Source organism: Pseudomonas sp. GW823-FHT06E10 (assembly GCF_058794995.1).
Genome location: NZ_JBXAHJ010000014.1, coordinates 129,628 through 154,320, shown reverse-complemented (window position 1 = coordinate 154,320; position 24,693 = coordinate 129,628). Strand labels below are relative to the sequence as shown.

The following is a 24,693-nucleotide window of genomic DNA, read 5'->3' as shown; positions in this document are numbered from 1 at the left end:
CCCCATATCGCTTCGCGACGGATGGAAGCCAATATGTTTCAAAACTTGACGGAAAATCCCCTCCAATGCGATATTGATAGTTAGCAAACTAACAGTGTGTATTTTCCCTCGTGCCGAATAACCTTGCCATTCTCCAGATGAACATCAGCAGCGCCATGGTGGTGGCCGCCAGGCATTGGCGCAAAATCTGCCAGACCACGCTCGCCAACTATGGAATCTCCGAAGCCTGCGCCGTTCCGTTGTTGATGATCGGGCGGCTGGGCGAGGGTGTGCGCCAGGTGACGGTGGCCCAGGCAGCAGGGATGGAAAGCCCGTCGCTGGTGCGCCTGCTCGATCAGTTGTGCCATGGCGGCTACGTCTGCCGCACCGAAGATGCACAGGACCGCCGCGCCAAATGCCTGAGCCTGACCGAAACCGGTCGGGAGCTGGTGCAGGCGGTCGAAGTGGAACTGGTGCGCTTGCGCCACGAAGTCCTTGAAGGCATTGACCAGAGTGATCTGGAAGCTACGCTGCGGGTACTGAGAGCATTTGAAGCGGCCACGCCGCCATCGGTGGCCAACTCTTGAGCGGATTTTTCTCTGGCATGCCCCCGGCGCGGGACTGGTTCTACGGAGTCCGCACCTTCGCCGCATCGATGATCGCGCTGTACATCGCCCTGCTCATGCAAATGCCGCGTCCGTATTGGGCGATGGCTACGGTGTACATCGTTTCCAGTCCGTTTCTCGGTCCTACCAGTTCCAAGGCACTGTACCGGGCGGTCGGCACCTTTATCGGCGCTGCTGCGGCGGTTTTGTTCGTGCCGATGTTCGTGCAGAGCCCCTACGTGCTGGTGGTGGTGATTGCGCTGTGGACCGGGACGCTGCTGTTTCTATCCCTGCATTTGCGCACGGCCAACAACTACGCCTTGATGCTCGCCGGTTACACCTTGCCGCTGATCGCCCTGCCGGTGGTGAACAACCCGCTGGGGGTGTGGGACGTGGCCGAAGCGCGGACCGAAGAAATCTTTCTGGGCATCGCCGTGGCGGCGGTAGTGGGCGCCATGTTCTGGCCCCGGCGCCTGGCGCCGGTGTTCAATGATTCGGTGAGCAAATGGTTTACCGATGCATCGACCTACAGCCTGCGCTTCCTCAGCCGTAACGTGCAGCCTGAAGAGGTCAGCGCGTTGCGGGCATCGATGGTCGCTACCTTCAACTCCCTGGAGTTGATGATCGGCCAGTTGCCCCACGAAGGCTCGCGTCCGCAGACGGTGCGCAACACCAAGGAGTTGCGCGGGCGGATGATTCACCTGCTGCCAGTGATCGATGCCCTCGACGATGCGCTTTACGCCCTGGAACGGCGCACCCCCGAGCTTGTGGACAAGTTCGCGCCATTGCTGACGGCCACCACCGAGTGGCTCGAGCACAAGGATGCCGACCTCGCCCGCTGGCAGGCACTGAAGGATAAACTCGAGGCCCTGCAACCGGCTCCCGAAGCGCTGGATGACCGCAAGCAACTGCTGTTCTCCAACGCGATTTACCGTCTCGGCGAGTGGATCGATTTGTGGCAGGACTGCCGCAGCCTGCAATACGCCATCCAGTGCGAAAGCCAGGACAATTGGCGCGCGGTGTATCGGCATTGGCGGCTGGGGCGACTGTCCCCGTTTCTGGATCGCGGTCTGATGTTTTATTCCGCTGCTTCCACCGTCACCGCGATAATCGTCGCTTCGGTGCTGTGGATTCTGCTCGGCTGGACCGATGGCGGCAGCGCAGTGATCCTGGCGGCGGTGGCGTGTAGTTTCTTTGCCTCGATGGACGACCCCGCGCCGCAGATTTACCGGTTCTTTTTCTGGACGGCGATGTCGGTGGTGTTCGCCAGCCTTTATCTGTTTCTGGTGCTGCCCAACCTGCATGACTTTCCGATGCTGGTACTGGCGTTTGCCGTGCCGTTCATTTGTGTCGGCACCCTGACGGTCAAGCCGCAATTTTACCTGGGCATGCTGCTGACCCTGGTCAACACCTCGTCCTTCATCAGCATTCAGGGCGCTTACGACGCGGACTTCCTCAGTTTTGCCAACTCCAACCTGGCCGGCCCCATGGGGTTGCTGTTCGCGTTCATCTGGACCCTGATCGCCCGGCCGTTCGGTGCCGAACTGGCAGCCAAGCGCCTGACCCGTTTCAGCTGGCGTGACATTGTCGGCCTCTCCGAGCCGGCCACGTTGTCTGAGCATCGGCTTCTGGGCATACGGATGCTCGATCGGCTGATGCAGCACCTGCCGCGCCTGGCCATGACCGGCCAGGACTCCGGCGTGGCGCTGCGGGAAGTGCGGGTGGCGCTGAATCTGTTGGACCTGCTCGCTTATACGCCGCGGGTCCTTGGTGTGCCGCAGGTGCTGCTGCGCCAGGTGGTGGCCGAGGTTGGCGAGTACTTCAAGGCCTGTCTCAAGGCCGGTGAGCGCTTGCAGGCACCGAGCCCGTTGCTGATGACCCTCGACCGCACGCGTCGCGGCCTCAGCGGTGCCGGCGATGATGAAACCCGTCGGCATCTGCTGCACGCCCTGAGCGGCCTGCGCCTGGCACTGTTGCCCGGCGTCGAATTCGTCGGTTCCGCCGAGCCCGAAGAACCGCTTCCCCATGGCATTGATGGAGCGCCCTTATGATCGGTGACCTGGATCTGAGCGGGGTATTCCTGCCCACGCTGCTGGTGCTGATGGGCATTACGTATGTGTTGTACCTGTTGGTGCACGGGGTGCTGACGCGCCTGCACTTTTACCGTCTGGTCTGGCACCGGGCATTGTTCAACGTGGCCCTCTACGCCTTGCTGCTTGGCGCCGTGGACTCACTCAGTCGATACCTGATGACATGAAAAAACCGTTTCTAACCCTGGGTCGCGTGGTGTTGACCCTGCTGATCGTGAGCTTCGCCGTGGTCGTGGTCTGGCGCATGGTGATGTATTACATGTTCGCGCCCTGGACCCGCGATGGGCACATCCGCGCCGACATCGTGCAAATCGCGCCGGATGTCTCCGGGCTGATCCAGCAAGTGGAGGTGCGCGACAACCAGTTGGTCAAGCGCGGCCAGGTGCTGTTCAGCATCGATCCGGACCGCTTCAAGCTGGCCCTGCGCCAGGCGAAAGCGGCAGTCGCCGACCGTGAAGAAACCCTGGCCCAGGCCCAGCGCGAGGCCAAGCGGAACAAGGGTCTTGGCAATCTGGTGCCGGGTGAGCAGCTGGAAGAAAGCCAGTCGAAAGTGGCTCGTGCCCAAGTGGCGTTGATGGATGCCCAGGTGGCGGTGGACAGCGCGCAGCTCAACCTCGACCGCTCGGTGATCCGCAGCCCGGTGGACGGCTACGTCAACGACCGCGCGCCACGGCCCCAGGAGTTCGTCAGCGCCGGGCGGCCCGTGTTGTCGGTGGTCGACAGCAACTCGTTCCACATCGACGGCTATTTCGAAGAAACCAAACTGAACGGCATTCATATCGGCCAGAGCGTCGACATCCGGGTGATCGGCGACAATGCGCGCCTGCGCGGGCATGTGGAGAGCATCGTCGCTGGTATCGAAGACCGCGACCGCACCAGCGGCAATAACCTGCTGCCCAACGTCAACCCGGCCTTCAGCTGGGTGCGGCTGGCCCAGCGGATTCCGGTGCGGATCGCCTTCGATGACGTGCCGGATGATTTCCGCATGATCGCCGGGCGCACCGCCACGGTATCGATCATCGACGATCAGCAACGGGAGCCGGCGCAATGAGCAAGGCCTCGGGTTTGGCGGTCACCGGATTAGGTTTGCTGCTGTCGGCGTGTCAGGTGGTCGGGCCGGATTATCATCTGCCCGAAGAGGCGGTTGTCCATCGTCCAGACTTCCAAGGCGATCTGGCGGTCGACGGTAAAACAGTGGTGTCCGCGCCGGTGCCGGCCGATTGGTGGCGCCTGTACAAGGATCCGCGACTCGACCAGTTGGTGCAGCAGGCCATGGCCTCCAACACCGATTTGCGTGTGGCGGCGGCCAGCCTGTCGCGGTCTCGTGCGCAGGTTGATGAGGCCGAAGCGGCGGGCGGCTGGAGCGGCGGGGTGCAGATGGGCGCCCAGCGCTTGCAGGAGTCTGGCCAAGCGTTCTTGATACCGGAAAAAGTGCCGGTGGCCAACATCGGCGATATCGGCATCAGCGCGTCGTACCAGTTCGACCTGTTCGGCACCTTGCAACGCGGTATCGAAGCGGCCAAGGCCAATGCCGATGCGACACAGGCAGCTGCCGATACTGCACGCATCACCGTGGTGGCCGACGTGGTTCGCGCCTACACCCAGGTGTGTGCAGCCAATGAAGAGCGGGAAATCGCCCAGCATTCCCTCGACCTGCAAGCCCAGAGCACCACGCTGATCCAGCGCTTGCGCGATGCCGGGCGTGGCGACGAAACCCAGGTCACCCGCTCGCAGACCCAATTCAAATCCCTGCGCGCCGACATGCCGCGCTATGAAGCGTCGCGCCAGGCCGGGCTGTACCGCTTGTCGATGTTGCTGGCCAAGCCGGTGGACCAACTGCCGGCCGGCACCGCCACCTGCGACGAGCTGCCAAAAATCGCGCAACTGGTACCGGTGGGCGATGGCGCCGCGTTGCTCAAGCGTCGTCCCGATGTGCGGCAGGCCGAGCGGCGACTGGCGGCCGCGACGGCCGGTATCGGCGTCGCCACGGGCGAGCTGTACCCGAACATCAGCATCGGCGCGACCATCGGTACCGTCGGTATCCTGGACGATCTCGGCGACCCGTCTACCAATCGCTGGGGCTTCGGTCCGTCGCTGACCTGGAACGTGCCGACCAACGGCGCCCGGGCGCGCATCCGCGAAGCCGAAGCGGTGACCCAGGCGACCCTGGCGCATTTCGACGGGGTGGTGCTCAACGCCATTCGCGAGACCCAGACCGGTCTTGCCCAGTACACGGCATTGCTGCAACGCCGCGATGCACTGGCCGATGCCGAGCAATCGGCAAAACTGGCGGCCGACCAGACCCACCGCTTCTTCCAGGCCGGCCGCGCCTCGTTCCTGGCCGACCTGCAAGCCACCCGCACCTACATCGACGTCACGGCGCAGCTGGCGGCCGCTAACACCCAGGTTGCCGCCAGCCAGATCGATTTGTTCCTCGCCTTGGGCGGCGGTTGGGAAAGCGGACGAACGCAAGCGTCGAACTCCGGCAAACCCTGAGGCCGTTGCTATGCTTTGAAGTGTTGGAGGGGCGCCCGGTGCAAAAGCGCCCTTTCTTCGCACAAGGCTCGCGCAGGTCAGGGGGAAACCAATAATGAAAAACCCTTATGCTCTCGGCTTCTGGTGCGCCATCGTGGCGTTGGTGCTGCTGTCGGCCACCTATTTCTACGGCATCATGCTGGCCCACCAGATCGACAAGGCTATGGCGTTCCTCGACAGTGCCGCCGCGCTGATTGCCGTGATGTCCATTGCGGTGGTGGCCTGGGCCTCGGTCCAGAATCAACGCATCAAGAAAAGACAACTCGAACAGGGCAAGACCCTGGTCCTGATCTGGGACACCAAGGTGGCGTTGCGTCGTGTCGAAACGGTGTTCGACCGCTATTTCTGGGGCAGTTACTGGCAACCGGGGCGCACCTTTCAGGAAGTCATGGGCGAATTGACCGGCACGCCGCTGGAAAAAAGCCTCGAGAGCCTGAAAAAACAGTGCCTGGCGCTGGACCGGCAGGTGGCTGACGACGGTCGGCACTGGCTCAGCAATGCCCGCGAACTGGCTGATGTCGCCACGGCCATGGCCCGCGAACGCTATCAACTGGACGTCTGCGACCCGCGCGCGGAAGTGACGGGCGGGGCGGTGATCAACCGTGACTTCGAAGTGCTGGTGTACACCTGGACTGCGCGGCTCAAAAGCTTTGATCATCAGCTGGATGAGATTGAAGTCCAGTATTCCTGAGATATCGATATTGGCTGTACCTACGCCTTCGCGAGCAAGCCCGCTCCCACATTGGAATGCATTCTCATGTGGGAGCGGGCTTGCTCGCGAAGGCGATTGCATAGGCACAAATAATCCCCAACCCTGTGAACAACCCCAAGACACTCTTTCACCTTTAATCATTGGGCCGTTCGTCGCCCCTGATGCTAATCTCCATTCCACTTTCAGCACTGTCGAGCCACAACCCGTCATGGGTTCAGGGAAGACGACCTCACTTTCAACAACGGACACTGAACGGGTCATACATGAATAAATCAGCAGGCGTGCTACTGGGAATTGTTGTCGCCATCGGTGCCATCAGCGCAGGCGGGGCCTGGTTCACCAGCACCAGGATCGAAGGTGTGCTGAACACCTCGATAGCCGATGCCAACAAGGAACTGCAGGCGGCGATGGTTGGTTCCAACGGCACGGCGTCGCTGGAGCTGGTGTCGCTGGAGCGTCATGTGTTCAGCAGCACCGCGCACTATCGCCTCAAGGGCGAAGGCGAAATGTTCGGCGAAGCGCCGGTCGAGTTGCTGTTTGTCGATCACATCGAACACGGCCCGTTGCCGTTCTCGCGCCTGATGTCGCTCAAGTGGCTGCCGGTCCTGGCGACCAGTCACTACGAGCTGGAAAAGACCCCGTTCACCGAGAAGTGGTTTGCCGCCGCCAAGGACAAGTCCCCGCTGACCGGCGTGGTCAATATCGGCTATGACAACGCTACCAATGGCACCTTCGAGTTGCAGCCGCTGGAAATGGCACTGGATGACAAGTCGAGCATGAAGTTCTCCGGCTTGAAAATGGACGTCGACGCCAGCGCCAAGGCGCAGAAGGTCAAGGCCAACGGCTACATGGACAGCCTGAAGGTGACCACCGTGTCCGAAGACCAGACGCCGGTGCAGGTTGAATTCAATGGCCTGACCCTGGCCAGCAACCTGACAAAAAGTACCTACGGTTTCTACACCGGCGAAAACGTCGTTGAACTGGCCAGCGGCAAATCGACTTTTGGCGTCAAGCAGTCGGTGCTGGACTTCAAGAAATTCGAGATGAAAAACCTGACTGAAGAAAAGGGCAGCAACGCCTCAGGGCGTGCCGATTACAAGGTTGGCGAAGTGTCCCTGAACGGCAAGACCATTGGTTCCGGTTCGCTGGCCATGAGCCTGAAGAACCTCGACATTCCGGCGACCCTGTCGTTGATGCAGATTTACCAGAGCAAACTGCAGCCGTATGAAAGGGCGGTGGCCGAAGCAACGGCGGCCGGTCTGCCGGCACCGGAGCTGAAACTGACCGAAGCCGAAGAGGCGCTGCTCAAGTCCAGCCTGGAAAAACTGCTGGCGGCCGGACCACAAGTGGCCCTGGAAAACCTGTCGTTCAACACCGCCAATGGTGAGAGCCGCGCCAACATAGTGCTCGACCTGACCAAGCCACAAGCTATCGATCTGCCGACCGATCAGTTGGTCAGACAGCTGATCGCGCTGCTGGACTTCAAGCTGCAAGTGTCCAAACCCATGCTGATCGATGTGCTCACCGTGCAATCGCAAATCGACGGTCAGACCGACGCCAAGCTGATTGCCGATCAGGCCACCGCCACCGCGGACATGTTCAGCAGCATGGCGGTCGGCAGCCAATTGGCAAAACTGGACGGCAATAACATCGTCACCAACTTGCGTTACGCCAACAATCAGGTGGACTTCAACGGCCAGAAAATGACCGTCGAAGAGTTTGCCGGTTTTGTGATGAGCAAGTTTGCGGATGCTGGCGCCACCGAATAACGGCGGCCGTTTACCCCGCAACGCCCGGCCTCTGCATCGCGCAGGCGCCGGGCGTTTTGCTGTCTGGCAACTCTAGGGAACGTCACGGATCAGGTGCCATGCCTCTTCCCATGGCAGCGGTTGTTTCATCCGCTCGGCGAGCATCGCCATTGCCCGGTCCATCTCGCAGGCTACCGCCGCCGACACCACGCCGTTTTTTCCGAACAGGCCTATGAACGGCGGGTTGTAAGGGTCGCCCTTGAACTCGACTTCGTCCCAGGCCTCGGAGTGGCCGAGGTAGTCATAGGTTTTACCGAAATGCCAGGTCCAGAAAAACGGCACGTCGAGGTAATGCTCGTCACCGCCCAGCATATTGGCCGCGGCGATCCGCGCCTGCTGTTGGGCCAGTCGCCAGTGTTCAATGCGCAGGTATTTGTTGTTCAGCGGGAACGTTGCGATATCGCCAGCCGCCCAGAGGCCGTCGGCCACGCGCATTGCGCCATCGACATGCAGCGAGTGATCCTGCTCCTTCGGTAACCCGGTAAAGGCCGCAGTGGCTGGCGTCACGCCGATGCCGACCAGCACCAGATCGGCTGCCAGGCGTTGGTCGTTGTCCAGGCGCACGGCTTCGACCTTGTCCGTCCCTTCGATCTGTACCGCATTGCCCTGGGTATGAAACACGACGCCATGAGCTTCATGTCGTGCACGAATGGCCTTGCCGACCGTGTCGCCGAACTGTTTGGCAAGCGGCACCTCATGGCGGGCCAGTACGGTCACGAGCAGGCCAAGCTGGCGCAGGGACGAGGCGGATTCCATGGCAATGAAGCTGTCGCCGATGATCACCACCCGCTGACCGGCGCTGGCGCTGTCCAGAATCTGCTGCGCATGGGCTTTGGAGCGCAGGACGAACACTTGCGGCAGGTCGGCGCCGGGCAGCGTCAGCGGGTTGGGCACGCCGCCGGTGGCCAGCAGCGCGGCGTCGTATGTCAGTGATTGGCCGTCAGTCAGCCGCAGCGTCCGGTTTGGCGCGTCCAGGCTTGCCACTTCGCCTCGCAGGCGTTCGATCCGCTGCTCGCGGTAAAAATCCTCATCGCGTAGCGGCGGGACTTCGTGCAGCGGCATCTCCCCGGCGATCACGTATTTGCTTAGCGCCGTGCGGTCGTATCCGGCATCGGCTTCGCGGTCGATCAACAGTAACCGGCCGCCGAAACCTTTCTCGCGCAAACATGCTGCCGCCGCCGTGCCTGCCGCGCCAGCGCCGACAATTATGAAGGTTCGTGGATCGTCGGCCGGTGGCGCGTGGGCGTCCGGCATCGGCTGGTCGCCGACCCAGATGTCGCCGTCACGGACTTCAAGGGGATAGCGCTTGAGGCTGTCCAGGGCTGGCGGTTCGCACAGCCCGCCATCCTCGACCCGAAACTGCGCCTTGTGCCATGGACACGTCAGGCGCCCGTGGCATATCGCGCCGTCCGCCAGCGGGGCTCCGGCATGCGGGCATTCGGCCTGATAAGCGCGCAGTTGTTCGCCGGCCCGCAACAGCAGAATCTTGCTGTCCTGGACCTGCACTTCCAGACCCCGGTCTTCGGGCACATTGGCGACACGTGCAACGCGATGCAGAGTCATGATTGCTCTCCAGACAGACGTTTCACTTATGAGTCTGGTACTTATCGCGAGGTTCAGCCAATTGCCCCTGCCACGGCGTGAACGGTCCGGCTATAGTTTGCACGCCGACGACGGCCCAACACGTACAAGGTGCTCCGGTATGCCCCGATTGACCTCAATGAACCCTTGGCTCGCGGCCTTGGCAGTCGCCCTTTGCGTGCAGTTCCCGGCGCAGGCCCAGGAACGTTTCACCCTGAACATTCCTGGAGTCTCCGATGACCGCCTGTTCACGTCGGCCGCCGCCAGCGACTCCGCGGGCTGTGGAGGGCATAACATTTCCCCGGCATTGAACTGGAACGCCGGCCCGGCAACCACCCAAAGCTACGCCATCGTCATGCACGACCCTGACGGCCAGCAGGGCCAGGGCATCGATCAGTGGGTGCATTACGGCATCAAGGCCGGCACCCACCAGATCCCGGCCGGTGCCGGGAGCAAACCTGGCCTCGAGGGCGTCGCCGGTACCAACAGCAAGGCAACCACCGGCTATGTCGGCCCTTGCCCGCCCGTTGGCGACAGCGCGCACCACTACATCATCCAGATCTACGCCCTGGACCTGCCCCCGGACGCCTTGCCCGCCGGCCTGACCCGCGCGCAGCTGCTGGAAAAAATCAAAGGCCACGTCCTGAAAAACAGCAGCGTGGTGCGGCGCTATCACCGCTAAAGGCTGATCGCCCCAGCGGATTTGCAGAAAACTGAAGTGCGCGGCATTCCGGGGATTTGGCATCCACCCCCGAAAGCGCGCACTATCAGTGCTATAGCCGATGCGTTGGAGGATGCCGTGGCAAAAAAAATCGACCGCATCGCCCAAATGCTCAACTGCCCGCAAAAGGGTGAAGAACTGCGGCGAGCGATTACCGAGAGTCGCAAGGATTTTCTGCTGAATCAGCCGGAAGAGGATGTTGTTGAAGACGACGACCTTGAAGAGGAGTTTTTCGAGGGCGACGAGGACGATGATGAGTACGACGAATTCGACTGGACTACAGAATGAAAAAAACCGCTTCGGCGGTTTTTTTGTGGGCCAGGACAGCACCGGTCGGAGACTCGTTGACCCCCATGCTGAAAATGGCACACTATCAGGTACTTTTTTACGTACCTTTGGAGCCGCCATGGAGCAGCTACTTGCAAGTCGTTCGGTCAGCATCACCGAGCTCAAGCGCAGCCCGAGTACTGTAATCGAGCAAGCCGGTTCCGAGCCTGTTGCCGTGCTCAACCACAACCGTCCAGCCGCCTATCTTTTACCGCACGCGGCCTATCAACAGCTGCTGGATCGGCTGCACGCTGCCGAACTTCGTGAAGCCATTGCGGCGAGCCGCAACGATCCGCGTCCGGCCGTCGCTGCCGATACAATGTTTGCCGAGCTTGATGCGCTGATTGATGAGGTAGAAGCAGAGCAACACCGTCCATGAGGCAAGTGCTTTTCTCTGCATTGGCACGGGACGATCTGCTGCAAGTCGCTCGTTTTATCGCCCGAGACAATCCTGAACGGGCCCGGACGTTTGTGGGCGAGCTGCGCATGCAGTGCGCGCGATTAATCGAACAACCGAATCTGGGTGTTTCAAGAGACGATTGCGCCAAGGGATTGCGAATGCTTCCCCATGGCCGATATCTGATCTTCTACTGTTTGGCGGACGACGAGATCAAGGTCGAACGCGTGCTGCATAGCGCGAGAGACATTGGCCGGCTGTTTGAAAAAAACAGCATTGATCATTAGACGCGAAGCTTGCAATCACCCACAAAAAAGCCCCAGACCCATAAGGCCCGAGGCTTTCTTGTAACAGCGGTATGGTGCACCAGGCGGGATTCGAACCCACGACCCCTGCCTTCGGAGGGCAGTACTCTATCCAGCTGAGCTACTGGTGCAGCGGGCGCCATGATACTCATATGCGCTGCGGGCGTCCATGCTGCTGAATCGCCTGCGTTTTTTTAAAGCTGTAACGCGCGTTTGCTACGTTGATCAGAAAAAATGGGCAAAAGCGTCGTTTTCGTTCTTTTTTTCGAACAGGCTATTGTCCTTTACCCCCTTTGATCCTAGGATTCGTTTGAGATTTCAAACGCTCTTGTCTGGGTGCTGAACCGCACGAGTTCAATCAGTGCGCTATTTATGTGCTTCAGCCCGGTGAATGATTTCCCTGACGGCAGCCTATCGAGGCGCCTTTCTACAATCATAATTTGCTCCGCATTCGTTGCGGTGCTGTTAAGGAAAGCCGACATGCAGCTTAAAGACACCCAGTTGTTCCGCCAGCAAGCCTTCATCGATGGCGCGTGGGTCGATGCGGACAATGGTCAGACGATCAAGGTCAACAACCCGGCAACGGGCGAAATTCTGGGCACCGTGCCGAAAATGGGCGCTGCCGAAACCCGCCGTGCGATCGAAGCTGCTGACAAAGCGCTGCCGGCCTGGCGTGCACTGACCGCCAAAGAGCGTGCGACCAAGCTGCGTCGCTGGTTCGAACTGATCATCGAGAACCAGGACGACCTGGCTCGCCTGATGACCCTGGAACAAGGCAAGCCATTGGCCGAAGCCAAGGGCGAAATCGTTTACGCCGCTTCCTTCATCGAATGGTTCGCCGAAGAAGCCAAGCGTATCTACGGTGACGTGATTCCGGGCCACCAGCCAGACAAGCGCCTGATCGTGATCAAGCAGCCAATCGGCGTGACCGCTGCAATCACCCCGTGGAACTTCCCGGCTGCGATGATCACCCGTAAAGCCGGCCCGGCCCTGGCCGCCGGTTGCACCATGGTGCTCAAGCCTGCTTCGCAAACCCCGTACTCCGCTTTCGCCCTGGCCGAACTGGCCCAGCGCGCCGGCATTCCGGCTGGCGTGTTCAGCGTTGTTTCCGGCAGCGCCGGCGACATCGGTACCGAGCTGACCAGCAACCCGATCGTGCGCAAGCTGTCCTTCACCGGTTCGACCGAAATCGGTCGTCAACTGATGGCCGAATGCGCCAAGGACATCAAGAAAGTGTCCCTGGAGCTGGGCGGCAACGCGCCGTTCATCGTGTTCGACGACGCGGACCTGGATAAGGCCGTCGAAGGCGCGATCATTTCCAAATACCGCAACAACGGCCAGACCTGCGTCTGCGCCAACCGCCTGTACATCCAGGACGGTGTTTACGACGCATTCGCCGAGAAGTTGAAAGTGGCTGTCGCCAAACTGAAGATCGGCAACGGTCTGGAAGCAGGCACTACCACTGGCCCGCTGATCGACGAAAAAGCCGTGGCCAAGGTGCAAGAACACATCGCCGATGCCTTGAGCAAAGGCGCGACCGTGCTGGCGGGTGGCAAGCCGATGGAAGGCAACTTCTTCGAGCCGACTATCCTGACCAACGTGCCGAACAACGCTGCCGTGGCCAAGGAAGAAACCTTCGGTCCATTGGCTCCACTGTTCCGTTTCAAAGACGAAGCCGACGTGATCGCGATGTCCAACGACACCGAGTTCGGTCTGGCCTCGTACTTCTATGCTCGTGATCTGGGCCGTGTGTTCCGTGTGGCTGAAGCCCTGGAATACGGCATGGTCGGCGTCAACACCGGGTTGATCTCCAACGAAGTCGCGCCGTTCGGCGGCATCAAGGCCTCGGGCCTGGGCCGTGAAGGCTCCAAGTACGGCATCGAAGATTACCTGGAAATCAAATACCTCTGCCTGGGCATCTAACCCCGGAAGAGCATTGCTTCAAGCGCAAAGGACACGAGAGCGCTGTCCCTTTGCGCCGCTTCAAACCGGAATTTTCTCGGTGGCCGGGAACGCAGTGGCAGTCGATCATCGCATGCTGCCGCCGTTGCTCCCCGTCGCTTTATCCTTGAACCACGCCGCCCGATGAGCGGTGAATGAGGAATGTATGAGCAAGACTAACGCTTCTTTGATGGCCCGCCGTACCGCTGCTGTTCCACGTGGTGTTGGCCAGATTCACCCGATCTTCGCCGATTCCGCGAAGAACGCGACCGTAACCGACGTTGAAGGTCGTGAATTCATCGACTTCGCCGGCGGTATCGCCGTACTGAACACCGGCCACGTGCACCCGAAAGTCATCGCCGCCGTGACCGAGCAGCTGAACAAGCTGACCCACACCTGCTTCCAGGTACTGGCCTACGAGCCGTACGTAGAAGTGTGCGAAAAAATCAACGCCAAGGTGCCAGGTGATTTCGCCAAGAAAACCCTGCTGGTGACCACCGGCTCCGAAGCCGTGGAAAACTCCATCAAGATCGCCCGTGCCGCCACTGGCCGTGCCGGCGTGATCGCCTTCACCGGCGCCTACCACGGTCGCACCATGATGACCCTGGGCCTGACCGGTAAAGTCGTGCCTTACTCGGCCGGCATGGGCCTGATGCCAGGCGGCATCTTCCGCGCGCTGTACCCGAACGAACTGCACGGCGTGAGCATCGACGATTCGATCGCTTCCATCGAACGCATCTTCAAGAACGACGCCGAGCCGAAAGACATCGCCGCGATCATCATCGAGCCGGTTCAGGGCGAAGGTGGTTTCTACGTCGCGCCGAAAGAATTCATGAAGCGTCTGCGTGCCCTGTGCGACCAGCACGGCATCCTGCTGATCGCTGACGAAGTACAGACTGGCGCTGGCCGTACCGGCACATTCTTCGCGATGGAACAGATGGGCGTTGCTGCCGACCTGACCACCTTCGCCAAATCCATCGCTGGCGGCTTCCCGCTGGCCGGTGTGTGCGGCAAGGCCGAATACATGGACGCCATCGCTCCAGGCGGCCTGGGCGGCACCTACGCCGGTAGCCCGATCGCTTGCGCCGCGGCCCTGGCCGTGATGGAAGTGTTCGAAGAAGAACACCTGCTGGATCGTTGCAAGGCTGTTGGCGAGCGTCTGGTAACCGGCCTGAAGGCCATCCAGGCCAAGTACCCGGTGATCGGTGAAGTCCGTGCCCTGGGCGCGATGATCGCGGTCGAGCTGTTCGAAAACGGCGACAGCCACAAGCCGAACGCTGCAGCCGTGGCGTCCGTTGTGGCCAAGGCTCGCGACAAGGGTCTGATCCTGCTGTCCTGCGGCACCTACGGTAACGTTCTGCGCGTCCTGGTACCGCTGACCTCGCCGGACGAGCAACTGGACAAAGGTCTGGCGATCATCGAAGAGTGCTTCTCCGAACTCTGATCTCCGGTGTGACCTGATCCACAAAAAACCCGCTTCGGCGGGTTTTTTCATGCCCCTTGAAACACATCCTGCCCATTAGCGCTGTATCGGATGGCCAGCATTGGCTAAGGTTTGCGCATTGCCAGGGAGAGCTGTATGACAACCGTCATTTTACCCGCCGTTCCAAGAGTCCTGATCGCCGAGGCCGACCCCTGGTCCCGGGATTTGCTCAAGGAAGTGTTGTTGAACGTACGCTGCGATGCGCGGCTGGATTTGTGCGCCGATGGTCAGCAAGCGCTGGAGCTATTGGCTGCCAATCCCTATGACCTGGTGATCGCCGACTGGGAGTTGCCCGGCGTCGATGGCCTGAATGTCCTGCGCAGCATCCGCCAGCGCAAACGCAATCCGCCCATGCCGTTCATTCTGATGAGCAGTCGCAACGACAGTGCCAGCGTGCGCGAGGCCTTGCCGCTGGCGCCGGCCGCGTACCTGACCAAACCCCTGAATATGGAAAGCCTGACCCATCGGTTGCAGGGGCTGCTGCTGAACGCTGGCGAAGAAGTCTCGTGCGAAGTGCCGTCGCTGGCACCGGGCATGACGTTGTCGGTGTTTCTGGAGCGTCGACGGGAATTGGCTGACGGTGCGCCGCTGATGACCGACGTGCAAGTGGCGGTCAAGCGCAGCCTCAATCCCAATGGCCTCGATTTGACGGTGCTGGAAGACGAAGTCCGCACCGATCCGCAGGTTACCGCTGTGCTGATCGCCGCCGCCAACAGCGCGGCCCAGCACCACGGCACCGCTGTGCAAACCCTGTCCCAGGCGCTGCATCGCCTGGGCACCGGGCAGAGCATGAACCTGATTCTCGGGTTGGCGCTCAAGCGCAGTGCCCGGCTCAGCGATCCGCAATTGGCCGACTATGCCGAGCGTTACTGGGATCTGTCCCTGCACACCGCCGAATACGCGAGAACCCTGGCGCGCTTGCTCGATCTGGATCAGGAGCGCTGCTATTGCGCCGGCATGTTGCATCGTCTCGGCGATCTGGCGTTGCTGCGGTGTTTGCAGGAATGGAAACAGGCCGGTGGCGAACTGGACGAGCAGGAGGAAGTGGGCGAAGCGCTGGTTGAATTTGGCGCGGCCTATGGCTCGGCCCTGCGCACGCGCTGGCGTCTGCCACTGGAGTTGCGCGAGCTGATTGCGGCGGCCTACCAGCTCGGTGGCGGGGTTTACTCGCGCGAAGCGCTGGTGATGAACATGGCGGCGCAGATGGCACGCTTGACCGAGCATGAGGGCATCGAGGCGCTGGCGAAGAGCCGGACGGCGAGGTTGCTCAAGATCGGCCTGCCGGAGTTGATGCGTTTGCGCAGAAAGTAAGTACACCCCCAACCCCTGTGGGAGCGAGCTTGCTCGCGATGAGGGGCTGACATACAACATCAATGTCGACTGATAGTCCGCCATCGCGAGCAAGCTCGCTCCCACAGGGTTCTGTGGTGATCCTGTCAGGCAGTGACAATCCGGTTCTTTCCCTCGCGCTTGGCCTGGTACATCGCCGCATCGGCCCGGGAAAACAGGTTTTCCACGTTTTCGTCCGCGGCGGTCAGGCTGGTCAGGCCCTGGCTGACGGTGATGCCGAACGTCTGGCCCTCATGGTTGAAACTCAATTGCTGAATCTGCCGTTGCAGGCGTTCAGCCACTTGCAGGGCCATTTGCGGTGTACAGCCGGGAAACACCGCGGCGAACTCCTCACCGCCAATGCGCCCGAACAGGTCGCCACGACGCAATGCTGCGCGGCCGCTTTCGGCAATGCGTTGCAACACGTTGTCGCCTTCCTGGTGACCGTAGGTGTCGTTGATCGTCTTGAAGTTATCAATGTCCAGCATCAGAAACGACAGCGGCTCGCCCTGTTGCCGGGTGTGTGCGAACGCGCGGTGGGCGCATTCGAAGAAATGACGGCGGTTGCTGCTCTGGGTCAGCGCATCGATGGTGGCCAGGCGATGCAGCTCGGTTTCCATCTGCTTCTTGTCGGTGATGTCTTCGGCGATGCCGACGATGATCACCGGTTGCCCCGGCTCGGCCTGGCGGTTGATGTAGCATTTGTCGCTTAGCCAGCGCACCTGGCCCTCGGCGGCGATGACTCGATACTCGCGGTCTTCGACGGCGCCTTTGTCCAGTACTTCGGCAAGGCTGCGTTCGGCATAGTCCAGGTCGTCAGGGTGAATGCTGTCGCACCATTGATTGCAGTCGGCCAGCAGTAGATCGGCCGAACGGCCAAAGATCCGTTCATAGGCGGGGCTGACGTAAAGCACCTTGCGGGTTTCCCAATCGAATGCCCACAGCACTGCATTGACGCTCATCAGCAAGGTGCTGAACAACTGTTCACGTTCGCTCAGGCGTGCGACTTCGCGTTGGGCATGCATCAGCGCTATCAGGGGCTGCGCGGCCTCGGGCCAATGCGACGGAGATGAGTCTTGCAGGTTTTTTGGGGCCATCGACACAAATCTCAAAGGGCATGCCGCGTGTTCGATAGCGGCCAACACCAAGCCTGCCGGGAATGGCGAAGTGTCTTTGAGATAGGGCTTTTTAGATGAAGTTCCCGCCTTGTGTGGCGAGGAAGCTGGCTCCCGCCGGGCGGTACTGATGGCACGCCACATAACCATGTGGGAGCGAGCAAGCCCGCTCCCACAGGTTTTTTCAGACGGCGGCAGGGCGCAGGGAGTAGGTCTTCAACTGATCGGCGAAGTCGCGCAGGGATTGAATCCCGCTGGCTTCGGCTTCGTGTACCCAGTCCTTGATGGCCGCCAGCATGTCGTGACCATTTGAGCTGGTCTTGACCCAGATCTGTTGCAGGGCCAGGCGTTTCTCGTAAATTACCTTCAGCGCCTGACTGTGCTCGAGCATGTTCTGGATGCGTACATGATGTTTGTCATCCAGCAGGCTGGTCTCCCGCGAAAGCAGGCGTTTGGCCCGGTGGAACTGGTGACGTACCGAGTGATCGACTTTTTCCAGCTCTTGCTTGACCAGCGGGCCGATCACCAATTTGCGGTATTGGGCCATGATCTGGAAGCGGTTGTTGAGGATCGCCATGGCGGTGTCCATGTCCAGGTTGCCCTTGCCTTCGACGCGATGGGCAATCGGCGCAACCCGTTGAACCTTGGCCAGGCGCAGGAAGCTGAAGACTTGAATCCACGCCCAGCCCAGGTCGAACTCCCACTTCTTCACCGACAGTTTTGCCGAGTTAGGGTAGGTGTGATGGTTGTTATGCAGTTCTTCGCCGCCAATCAGGATGCCCCAAGGCACCAGGTTGGTCGCCGCATCGCGGCATTCGAAGTTGCGGTAGCCAATGGCATGGCCCAGGCCATTGACCACGCCGGCGGCCCACACCGGGATCCACATCATCTGGATGGCCCAGATGGTGATGCCGATGGTGCCGAACAGCAGCAGGTCGATAACGCCCATGATCGCGATGCCCAGCAGCGGGAAGCGGCTGTAGAGGTTGCGCTCGATCCAGTCTTCGGGGCAGTTCTTGCCGTAGATGCGCAGCGTCTCGGGGTTTTCCGCTTCGGCGCGGTACAGCTCGGCGCCTTTGCGCAGCACCGTGGACAAACCCTTGATGACCGGGCTGTGCGGGTCATCGACGGTTTCGCATTTGGCGTGATGCTTACGGTGGATGGCAGTCCACTCGCGGGTGTTCTGCGCCGTGGTCAGCCACAGCCAGAAACGGAAGAAATGCTTAAGGCCGCCATTCAGCTCCAGGGAGCGATGAGCCGAGTAACGATGCAGATAGACCGTGACGGCGATGATCGTGACGTGGGTCATCAGCAGGGTGACTGCTACCAGCGACCAGGGCGACAAGCCAAGAAAACCTTCGTACCACATAGGCTGTAGGGCCCTCGATAAAGAAAAAACAGCCGTTGCATTATCACTAAGCCCACACAGAAAACCAGTCACCCTTTCAGATAAGAGTGGCTGGATGTGTCTTTAAACTATAATTCCAACCTTTTTGTAGGGACATGGATCGCCGGATGTCTGCCACCTATCGCGATGCCTTGCGTGCAGCGCTGCTCTATCTGCTGCTTTCTGTGGTTTGGCTGCAGATCAGTGGCTATTTATTAAACAGTTTCTTCGATAGCTCTGCCGAGCGATTGCGATGGCAACTGATCAACGGTTATGTCTGGGTGCTGTTCAGTGCCGGGTTGATCTTCATTGCCCGGGCGCGGCTGCTGCGGTGTCTGGGTATCGGCGCCAAACTGCGTGAGCGCGACGCCGACCGCATGCGCTTGCGCCAGGCGGCAGCCGTGTTCGACTGCACCCGCGAAGGCGTGCTGGTCACCAATCGGGAAGGTCTGATCGTCCATGTGAACCGGGCGTTCATGGAAATCACCGGTTATGGGTGTGAGGACGTGCTGGGGCAGCGGCCCAACCTGTTCAAGTCCGGGCGACACTCTCCTGAGTTCTATCAGGTGATGTTTGCCACGCTCGCCAGTGTCGGGGAGTGGAGTGGAGAAATCTGGAACCGGCGCAAAAGCGGCGAAATTTACCCGCAATGGCAAACGATCCGCCTGATCCACGACGACTACGGCCGGCCGAGCCAATACGTGGCGGTGTTTTCCGACATCAGTGCAATCAAGAATTCAGAACACGAACTGATGCACCTGGCGCACCACGATCCGCTGACCGATCTGCCGAACCGCCTGCTGTTCATCGACCGCGCCGAACAGGCCCTGGCCTCGGCACAGGTCCACAAGCGTGGCTGCGCGCTGCTGATGATAGATCTCGATCACTTCAAGATGATCAACGACAGCCTCGGGCATACCATTGGCGACCAGTTGCTCAAGGCTGTGGCCGAGCGCCTGGGGGCCATGTTCGGTCCGGGCGTCACCCTGGCGCGGTTGGGCGGGGATGAGTTCGCCATACTTGCCGAAAGCTGTCCGCAACTGGTTCAGGCCGCTGCGTTGGCCCAGCGGATCATCGAGGGCCTTAAGGAGCCGTTCCTTATTGATGGGCACCAGCTGTCCATAAACACCAGCATCGGCATCAGCCTGTTCCCCAGCGATGCGTTGAGCGTCGAGCAACTGCTGCGCAATGCCGACTCTGCACTGTTCAAGGCCAAGAGCGCGGGGCGCAATGATTATGCCTTGTACACCGAAGAGTTGACGGCCCACGCCCAGCAACGGGTCGAGATCGCCTTCGAATTGCGCCGAGCCCTGGACCGACAAGAGTTGCGGGTCTATTACCAGCCGGTTCACGACCTCAAGAGCCGTCGCCTGATCGGCGTCGAGGCGCTGGTGCGTTGGCAGCACCCGCAGCGGGGCCTGGTGTCGCCGGCGGAATTCATTCCGGTCGCCGAACGAACCGGTCTGATTGCAGAAATCGACGCCTGGGTCATGGCGCAGGCGTGCCGGCAGATGTGCCAGTGGCAACAGGACGGGGTGGTGCTGTCGTTCGTCGCGGTCAACGTTTCTTCGCGTCTGTTCGCCCGTCGTGAGCTGTATCAGCAGGTGGCGCAGGTCCTGCGCGAAACCGGGCTGGAGCCGGCGTTTCTCGAGCTGGAAGTCACTGAAAGCGCGGTGATGGAAGACCCGGAAGTCGCGCTGGAGCAGATGCATCGCCTGCGCGAGCTGGGTGTGCGCCTGGCCATCGACGACTTTGGCACGGGTTATTCATCGTTGCTGCGGCTCAAGCGTCTGCCGGTGCAGAAGTTGAAAATCGACCAGGGCTTCGTCGCCGGATTGCCGTGGGATGAGGATGATGCGGCGATTTCACGGGTGATCATTGCGCTGGCCCAGAGCATGGGCATGCAGGTGCATGCCGAGGGGATCGAACAGGCTGAGCAGGCGGAATTTCTGCTCGAACACGATTGCGATCTGGGTCAGGGCTACTGGTTCGGGCGGCCGGTACCGGCGGAGCAGCTTGACTGGATGCATGAGCCGGTGATCGTGTAGAAGCAAAACCTGTGGGAGCGAGCTTGCTCGCGATAGCGGAATATCAGTCGACATTTCTGGTGAATGAAACTCCCTCATCGCGAGCAAGCTCGCTCCCACAGGGTTTTTTTGGTGTGCCTGAAAGAGGGTGATTCACCTCAAGCTCTTGTCTCCACAGTTAATCTCTTCTGGTTATATAAACATTCTTAAATAGTCTTTTTAAGAATATCTACACCTCTCTAGTATTGCTCTCAAGCCGCAAGCAGTGCCGACACTGCGAGGCAACCTCTCAGTTGAAGGAGCAGCAATATGAGCGCATCCCTGCGTAGCGTCGACGGTCAAGACGAAGCCACCATCCTGCGTGAAATCCAGAGTGCCCTGCGCGATCTGCGCTTTGGCGCCGTGGAAATCACCGTGCACAACGCCCAGGTGGTGCAGATCGAACGCAAGGAAAAATTCCGTTTGCAGCAGCCGGGCAACAAGTCGGGCTGAGGCGAATCAGGCAACGCGATATCCCATAAGAAAAAGCCAACAAACCAAGAATTCCAGGAGCTTTCACCATGTCGTCGATTCGTCATTTCGCTTTGGCCGCCCTGGCCAGCGCCCTTTTTGCCGGTTCCGCCGTTGCCAAGGACTATGAGCTGCTCAACGTGTCATACGACCCGACCCGCGAGCTGTATCAGGACTACAACGCCGAATTCATCAAGTTCTGGCAAAAGGACCACGCCGGTGACTCCGTGAAAATCCAGCAATCCCACGGCGGTTCGGGCAAGCAGGGTCGGGCGGTGATCGATGGCCTGCGTGCCGACGTCGTGACCCTGGCCCTGGCCGGCGATATCGACGAAATCGCCAAGCTTGGCAAGTCCCTGCCGGCGGACTGGCAAAAGCGCCTGCCGGACGCCAGCACGCCTTACACCTCGACCATCGTGTTCCTGGTGCGCAAGGGCAACCCTAAAGGCATCAAGGACTGGGGCGACCTGATCAAGAATGATGTCTCGGTGATCACACCGAATCCGAAAACCTCCGGCGGTGCGCGCTGGAACTTCCTCGCGGCCTGGGCCTATGGCCTGAAAGCCAATGGTGGCGACGAAGCCAAGGCCAAGGAATACGTGCAAACCCTGTTCAAGCACGTGCCAGTGCTGGATACCGGCGCCCGCGGCTCGACCATTACCTTCGTCAACAACGGTCAGGGCGACGTATTGCTGGCCTGGGAAAACGAAGCCTTCCTGGCCCTGAAAGAAGAGGGTGGCGCCGACAAGTTCGACATCGTCGTGCCTTCGCTGTCGATCCTCGCTGAGCCGCCGGTGGCGGTAGTCGACAAAAATGCCGAGAAAAAGGGCAACGAGCAGATCGCCGAAGCCTACCTCAAGCACCTGTACAGCCCGGCCGGCCAGGAAATCGCGGCGAAGAACTTCTATCGTCCACGTGACAAGGACGTGGCTGCCAAGTACGCCCAGCAGTTCCCGAAACTGGAGCTGGTGAGCATCGACAAGGACTTCGGCGGCTGGAAAACCGCACAGCCGAAATTCTTCAACGATGGAGGGGTGTTCGACCAGATCTATCAGGCGCAGTAATCTTAAATAGCCATCAACGAGCCCCGGATTCACCTCCGGGGCTCAGTGCGTTCTCAACCAAGGACTTTTATGTCGCGTCGTATTTCCCCCGTCATACCCGGCTTCGGGCTGACGCTGGGCTACACCTTGGTGTACCTCAGCCTGATTGTGCTCATACCACTGGCGGCGATGTTCGTGCATGCCGCTCAACTCACCTGGGATCAGTTCTGGGCAATCATCTCGGCGCCACGGGTGCTGGCCGCGTTGAAGCTCAGCTTCGGCACCGCCCTGTGTGCCGCGATCATCAACGGCATCATTGGCACGCTGCTGGCCTGGGTATTAGTGCGCTATACCTTCCCTGGGCGAAAAGTGATCGATGCAATGATCGACTTGCCGTTCGCATTGCCCACGGCGGTGGCCGGTATTGCGCTGACGGCGTTGTACACCCCTACCGGTCTGGTCGGTCAGTTTGCGGCGGATCTGGGTTTCAAGATCGCCTACACCCCTCTGGGCATCACCCTTGCCCTCACTTTTGTGACACTTCCATTCGTAGTACGTACCGTACAGCCAGTATTGGCGGATATTCCTCGTGAAGTCGAGGAAGCGGCGGCGTGCCTGGGTGCAAAACCCTTGCAGGTTTTCCGCCATATCCTGCTGCCGGCACTGCTTCCGGCATGGCTTACCGGTTTCGCTTTGGCCTTTGCCCGCGGGGTCGGCGAGTACGGTTCGGTGATTTTCATCGCGGGCAACATGCCGATGAAAACCGAGATTCTGCCGCTGCTGATCATGGTCAAGCTCGACCAATACGATTACACCGGTGCTACCTCCATTGGTGTACTGATGCTGGTGGTTTCCTTCGTCCTGTTGCTGCTGATCAACTTGTTGCAGCGGCGCATCGAAACCCCATAAGGAGGCGCACCCATGTCCCAATCGTCTATTGCTGCCGCTTCCTCGAACGCTGCCCGCCGTGGCAGTGCGACCTCGCGGCGAATCCTGATCGGCCTTGGCTGGCTGATTTTTGCGCTGTTCCTGTTGCTGCCGCTGTTCATCGTGGTGTCCCAAGGCCTGAAGCTCGGCCTCGGTGCGTTCTTCACCGCGATCTTTGAGCCGGACGCGCTGTCGGCCCTGAAACTCACGGTCATCGCCGTGTTGATTTCGGTGCCGCTGAACCTGGTGTTTGGTGTCAGTGCCGCGTGGTGCGTGAGCAAGTACTCGTTCCGTGGCAAGAGCATGCTGGTGACACTGATCGACCTGCCGTTCTCGGTGTCGCCGGTGATCGCTGGTCTGGTCTATGTGCTGATGTTCGGCGCCCAAGGCCTGTTCGGTCCATGGTTGCAGGACCACGACATCCAGATCGTCTTCGCCCTGCCGGGCATCGTGCTGGCGACGATCTTCGTCACCGTGCCGTTCGTGGCCCGTGAACTGATCCCGCTGATGCAGGAGCAAGGTACCCAGGAAGAGGAGGCCGCGCGCCTGCTCGGGGCCAACGGCTGGCAGATGTTCTGGCACGTCACCGTGCCCAACATCAAATGGGGCCTGATCTACGGCGTGGTGTTGTGTACCGCGCGGGCCATGGGGGAGTTCGGTGCGGTGTCGGTGGTTTCCGGGCACATTCGCGGGGTGACCAACACCCTGCCGTTGCACGTCGAGATCCTCTACAACGAATACAACCACGTGGCCGCGTTCGCCGTGGCGAGCCTGTTGCTGATCCTGGCGCTCTTCATCCTGCTGCTCAAGCAGTGGAGCGAAAACCGTATTAACCGCCTGCGCGCCAGCGCCGCGGAGGAATAATTCATGTCGATCGAAGTGCGTAATGTCAGCAAGAACTTCCACGCGTTCAAGGCGCTGGACAACATCAGCCTGGACATCCAGAGCGGCGAGCTTGTCGCGTTGCTCGGTCCGTCGGGCTGCGGCAAGACCACGCTGCTGCGGATCATCGCCGGCCTGGAGACTCCGGATCAGGGCAACATTGTGTTCCACGGTGAAGACGTTTCCGGGCATGACGTGCGTGATCGCAACGTCGGTTTCGTGTTCCAGCACTACGCCCTGTTCCGCCACATGACGGTGTTCGACAACGTCGCGTTCGGCCTGCGCATGAAGCCGAAAAACCAGCGCCCGAGCGAAAGCCAGATCGCAACCAAAGTCCACGAACTGCTGAACATGGTGCAACTGGACTGGTTGTCGGATCGCTACCCGGAACAACTCTCCGGCGGACAGCGTCAGCGCATTGCCCTGGCCCGAGCCCTGGCGGTGGAGCCGAAAGTGCTGCTGCTCGACGAACCTTTCGGCGCCCTCGACGCCAAGGTTCGTAAAGAGCTGCGTCGCTGGTTGGCGCGCCTGCACGAAGACATCAACCTGACCTCGGTGTTCGTCACCCACGACCAGGAAGAAGCGATGGAAGTCGCCGACCGTATCGTGGTGATGAACAAGGGTGTGATCGAGCAGATCGGCTCACCGGGTGACGTCTACGAAAACCCGGCCAGCGATTTCGTCTATCACTTCCTCGGTGATTCGAACCGTCTGCACCTGGGCGAAGACAGGCACGTGCTGTTCCGCCCGCACGAAGTGTCGCTGTCACGCCATGAACTGGAAGATCACCACGCGGCGGAAGTGCGGGACATTCGTCCGCTGGGCGCGACAACACGGGTGACGCTGAAGGTTGAAGGGCAGAGCGATCTGATCGAAGCCGAAGTGGTCAAGGATCACGATAGCCTGATCGGGTTGGCGAAGGGAGAGACGCTGTTCTTCAAGCCGAAGGTTTGGCAGAAGGTTGCAAACATCTAAGGCAAAAGCATCGC

23 protein-coding genes and 1 tRNA gene are annotated in these 24,693 nt (G+C 60.4%); 20 read left to right on the top strand and 4 right to left on the bottom strand.

What is annotated here, in order from left to right; genetic code table 11:
* Positions 1–137: 137 nt before the first annotated feature.
* From AC1Q6Y_RS21770 to AC1Q6Y_RS21740, 7 genes are all read left to right on the top strand, one after another.
* Positions 138–566, top strand: a complete 429-nt coding sequence (locus tag AC1Q6Y_RS21770) for a MarR family winged helix-turn-helix transcriptional regulator (protein WP_046040691.1) — start codon at positions 138–140, stop codon at positions 564–566.
* Positions 563–2,635 carry an FUSC family protein gene (locus tag AC1Q6Y_RS21765; RefSeq protein WP_492625143.1) on the top strand — a complete coding sequence of 691 codons (2,073 nt, stop codon included), beginning with the start codon at positions 563–565 and terminating at the stop codon, positions 2,633–2,635. The genes AC1Q6Y_RS21770 and AC1Q6Y_RS21765 overlap by 4 nt, the downstream gene beginning before the upstream one ends.
* Positions 2,632–2,841 (top strand): DUF1656 domain-containing protein, encoded by a 210-nt coding sequence (locus AC1Q6Y_RS21760; protein WP_007987399.1) that lies wholly within the window; start codon positions 2,632–2,634, stop codon positions 2,839–2,841. Before AC1Q6Y_RS21765 ends, AC1Q6Y_RS21760 begins: the two co-directional genes overlap by 4 nt.
* The gene (locus AC1Q6Y_RS21755) at positions 2,838–3,725 is read left to right on the top strand and encodes an efflux RND transporter periplasmic adaptor subunit (RefSeq protein ID WP_492625142.1); all 888 of its coding nucleotides are present in this window, start codon (positions 2,838–2,840) and stop codon (positions 3,723–3,725) included. The genes AC1Q6Y_RS21760 and AC1Q6Y_RS21755 overlap by 4 nt, the downstream gene beginning before the upstream one ends.
* Positions 3,722–5,170: an efflux transporter outer membrane subunit gene (locus tag AC1Q6Y_RS21750; RefSeq protein ID WP_492625141.1), complete on the top strand. Its 1,449-nt coding sequence runs from the start codon at positions 3,722–3,724 to the stop codon at positions 5,168–5,170. Before AC1Q6Y_RS21755 ends, AC1Q6Y_RS21750 begins: the two co-directional genes overlap by 4 nt.
* Before the next feature lie 94 nt (positions 5,171–5,264).
* Positions 5,265–5,900, top strand: coding sequence for a hypothetical protein (locus AC1Q6Y_RS21745; protein ID WP_057712526.1), 636 nt, complete (start codon positions 5,265–5,267; stop codon positions 5,898–5,900).
* 284 nt (positions 5,901–6,184) lie between these two features.
* On the top strand, positions 6,185–7,690 hold the full coding sequence (locus AC1Q6Y_RS21740; protein ID WP_492625140.1) for a YdgA family protein: 1,506 nt from the start codon (positions 6,185–6,187) through the stop codon (positions 7,688–7,690).
* Between the two features lie 72 nt (positions 7,691–7,762).
* On the opposite strand, the gene AC1Q6Y_RS21735 is transcribed toward AC1Q6Y_RS21740, so the two are convergent.
* Positions 7,763–9,292 carry an FAD-dependent oxidoreductase gene (locus AC1Q6Y_RS21735; RefSeq protein WP_492625139.1) on the bottom strand — a complete coding sequence of 510 codons (1,530 nt, stop codon included), beginning with the start codon at positions 9,290–9,292 and terminating at the stop codon, positions 7,763–7,765.
* Between the two features lie 139 nt (positions 9,293–9,431).
* On the opposite strand from AC1Q6Y_RS21735, the gene AC1Q6Y_RS21730 reads away from it, so the two are divergent.
* The 4 genes from AC1Q6Y_RS21730 to AC1Q6Y_RS21715 are packed head-to-tail and all read left to right on the top strand — an operon-like array spanning position 9,432 to position 11,042.
* The gene (locus tag AC1Q6Y_RS21730) at positions 9,432–9,992 is read left to right on the top strand and encodes a YbhB/YbcL family Raf kinase inhibitor-like protein (protein ID WP_492625138.1); all 561 of its coding nucleotides are present in this window, start codon (positions 9,432–9,434) and stop codon (positions 9,990–9,992) included.
* Positions 9,993–10,028: 36 nt separating this feature from the next.
* A complete protein-coding gene (locus tag AC1Q6Y_RS21725; RefSeq protein ID WP_429522235.1) occupies positions 10,029–10,319 on the top strand; it encodes a hypothetical protein in 291 nt (96 codons plus the stop codon).
* Positions 10,285–10,737, top strand: a complete 453-nt coding sequence (locus tag AC1Q6Y_RS21720; protein WP_256353276.1) for a type II toxin-antitoxin system Phd/YefM family antitoxin — start codon at positions 10,285–10,287, stop codon at positions 10,735–10,737. The genes AC1Q6Y_RS21725 and AC1Q6Y_RS21720 overlap by 35 nt, the downstream gene beginning before the upstream one ends.
* A complete protein-coding gene (locus AC1Q6Y_RS21715) occupies positions 10,734–11,042 on the top strand; it encodes a type II toxin-antitoxin system RelE/ParE family toxin (protein WP_090452424.1) in 309 nt (102 codons plus the stop codon). Before AC1Q6Y_RS21720 ends, AC1Q6Y_RS21715 begins: the two co-directional genes overlap by 4 nt.
* A gap of 72 nt (positions 11,043–11,114) precedes the next feature.
* On the opposite strand, the gene AC1Q6Y_RS21710 is transcribed toward AC1Q6Y_RS21715, so the two are convergent.
* Positions 11,115–11,191 (bottom strand) — tRNA-Arg (locus AC1Q6Y_RS21710).
* Between the two features lie 349 nt (positions 11,192–11,540).
* Between AC1Q6Y_RS21710 and gabD the strand changes: the two genes are divergently transcribed.
* From gabD to AC1Q6Y_RS21695, 3 genes are all read left to right on the top strand, one after another.
* Positions 11,541–12,983, top strand: a complete 1,443-nt coding sequence (gene gabD / locus AC1Q6Y_RS21705) for an NADP-dependent succinate-semialdehyde dehydrogenase (protein ID WP_090452425.1) — start codon at positions 11,541–11,543, stop codon at positions 12,981–12,983.
* 184 nt (positions 12,984–13,167) lie between these two features.
* Positions 13,168–14,445: a 4-aminobutyrate--2-oxoglutarate transaminase gene (gabT, locus tag AC1Q6Y_RS21700; RefSeq protein WP_057712519.1), complete on the top strand. Its 1,278-nt coding sequence runs from the start codon at positions 13,168–13,170 to the stop codon at positions 14,443–14,445.
* A gap of 135 nt (positions 14,446–14,580) precedes the next feature.
* Positions 14,581–15,795: an HDOD domain-containing protein gene (locus tag AC1Q6Y_RS21695; RefSeq protein ID WP_492625137.1), complete on the top strand. Its 1,215-nt coding sequence runs from the start codon at positions 14,581–14,583 to the stop codon at positions 15,793–15,795.
* 125 nt (positions 15,796–15,920) lie between these two features.
* Here the strand turns inward: AC1Q6Y_RS21695 and AC1Q6Y_RS21690 are convergent, their stop codons facing one another.
* Complete coding sequence (locus AC1Q6Y_RS21690; RefSeq protein ID WP_492625136.1) at positions 15,921–16,910, bottom strand: GGDEF domain-containing protein; 990 nt, start codon at positions 16,908–16,910, stop codon at positions 15,921–15,923.
* A gap of 202 nt (positions 16,911–17,112) precedes the next feature.
* Positions 17,113–18,297 (bottom strand): delta-9 fatty acid desaturase DesA, encoded by a 1,185-nt coding sequence (desA, locus tag AC1Q6Y_RS21685; protein WP_057712516.1) that lies wholly within the window; start codon positions 18,295–18,297, stop codon positions 17,113–17,115.
* 146 nt (positions 18,298–18,443) lie between these two features.
* On the opposite strand from desA, the gene dibA reads away from it, so the two are divergent.
* The 6 genes from dibA to AC1Q6Y_RS21655 all read left to right on the top strand — a co-directional run bounded on the left by dibA (position 18,444) and on the right by AC1Q6Y_RS21655 (position 24,679).
* Positions 18,444–20,363 (top strand): phosphodiesterase DibA, encoded by a 1,920-nt coding sequence (gene dibA, locus AC1Q6Y_RS21680; protein WP_492625135.1) that lies wholly within the window; start codon positions 18,444–18,446, stop codon positions 20,361–20,363.
* Between the two features lie 288 nt (positions 20,364–20,651).
* Positions 20,652–20,834 (top strand): sulfur starvation response protein OscA, encoded by a 183-nt coding sequence (gene oscA, locus AC1Q6Y_RS21675; RefSeq protein WP_056726967.1) that lies wholly within the window; start codon positions 20,652–20,654, stop codon positions 20,832–20,834.
* Between the two features lie 68 nt (positions 20,835–20,902).
* A complete protein-coding gene (locus tag AC1Q6Y_RS21670) occupies positions 20,903–21,916 on the top strand; it encodes a sulfate ABC transporter substrate-binding protein (RefSeq protein ID WP_102672718.1) in 1,014 nt (337 codons plus the stop codon).
* Positions 21,917–21,985: 69 nt separating this feature from the next.
* Positions 21,986–22,804, top strand: a complete 819-nt coding sequence (gene cysT, locus AC1Q6Y_RS21665; RefSeq protein ID WP_007972956.1) for a sulfate ABC transporter permease subunit CysT — start codon at positions 21,986–21,988, stop codon at positions 22,802–22,804.
* A gap of 12 nt (positions 22,805–22,816) precedes the next feature.
* Positions 22,817–23,686 carry a sulfate ABC transporter permease subunit CysW gene (gene cysW / locus AC1Q6Y_RS21660; RefSeq protein WP_007972954.1) on the top strand — a complete coding sequence of 290 codons (870 nt, stop codon included), beginning with the start codon at positions 22,817–22,819 and terminating at the stop codon, positions 23,684–23,686.
* A gap of 3 nt (positions 23,687–23,689) precedes the next feature.
* Complete coding sequence (locus AC1Q6Y_RS21655) at positions 23,690–24,679, top strand: sulfate/molybdate ABC transporter ATP-binding protein (protein ID WP_090452434.1); 990 nt, start codon at positions 23,690–23,692, stop codon at positions 24,677–24,679.
* Positions 24,680–24,693 lie beyond the last annotated feature (14 nt).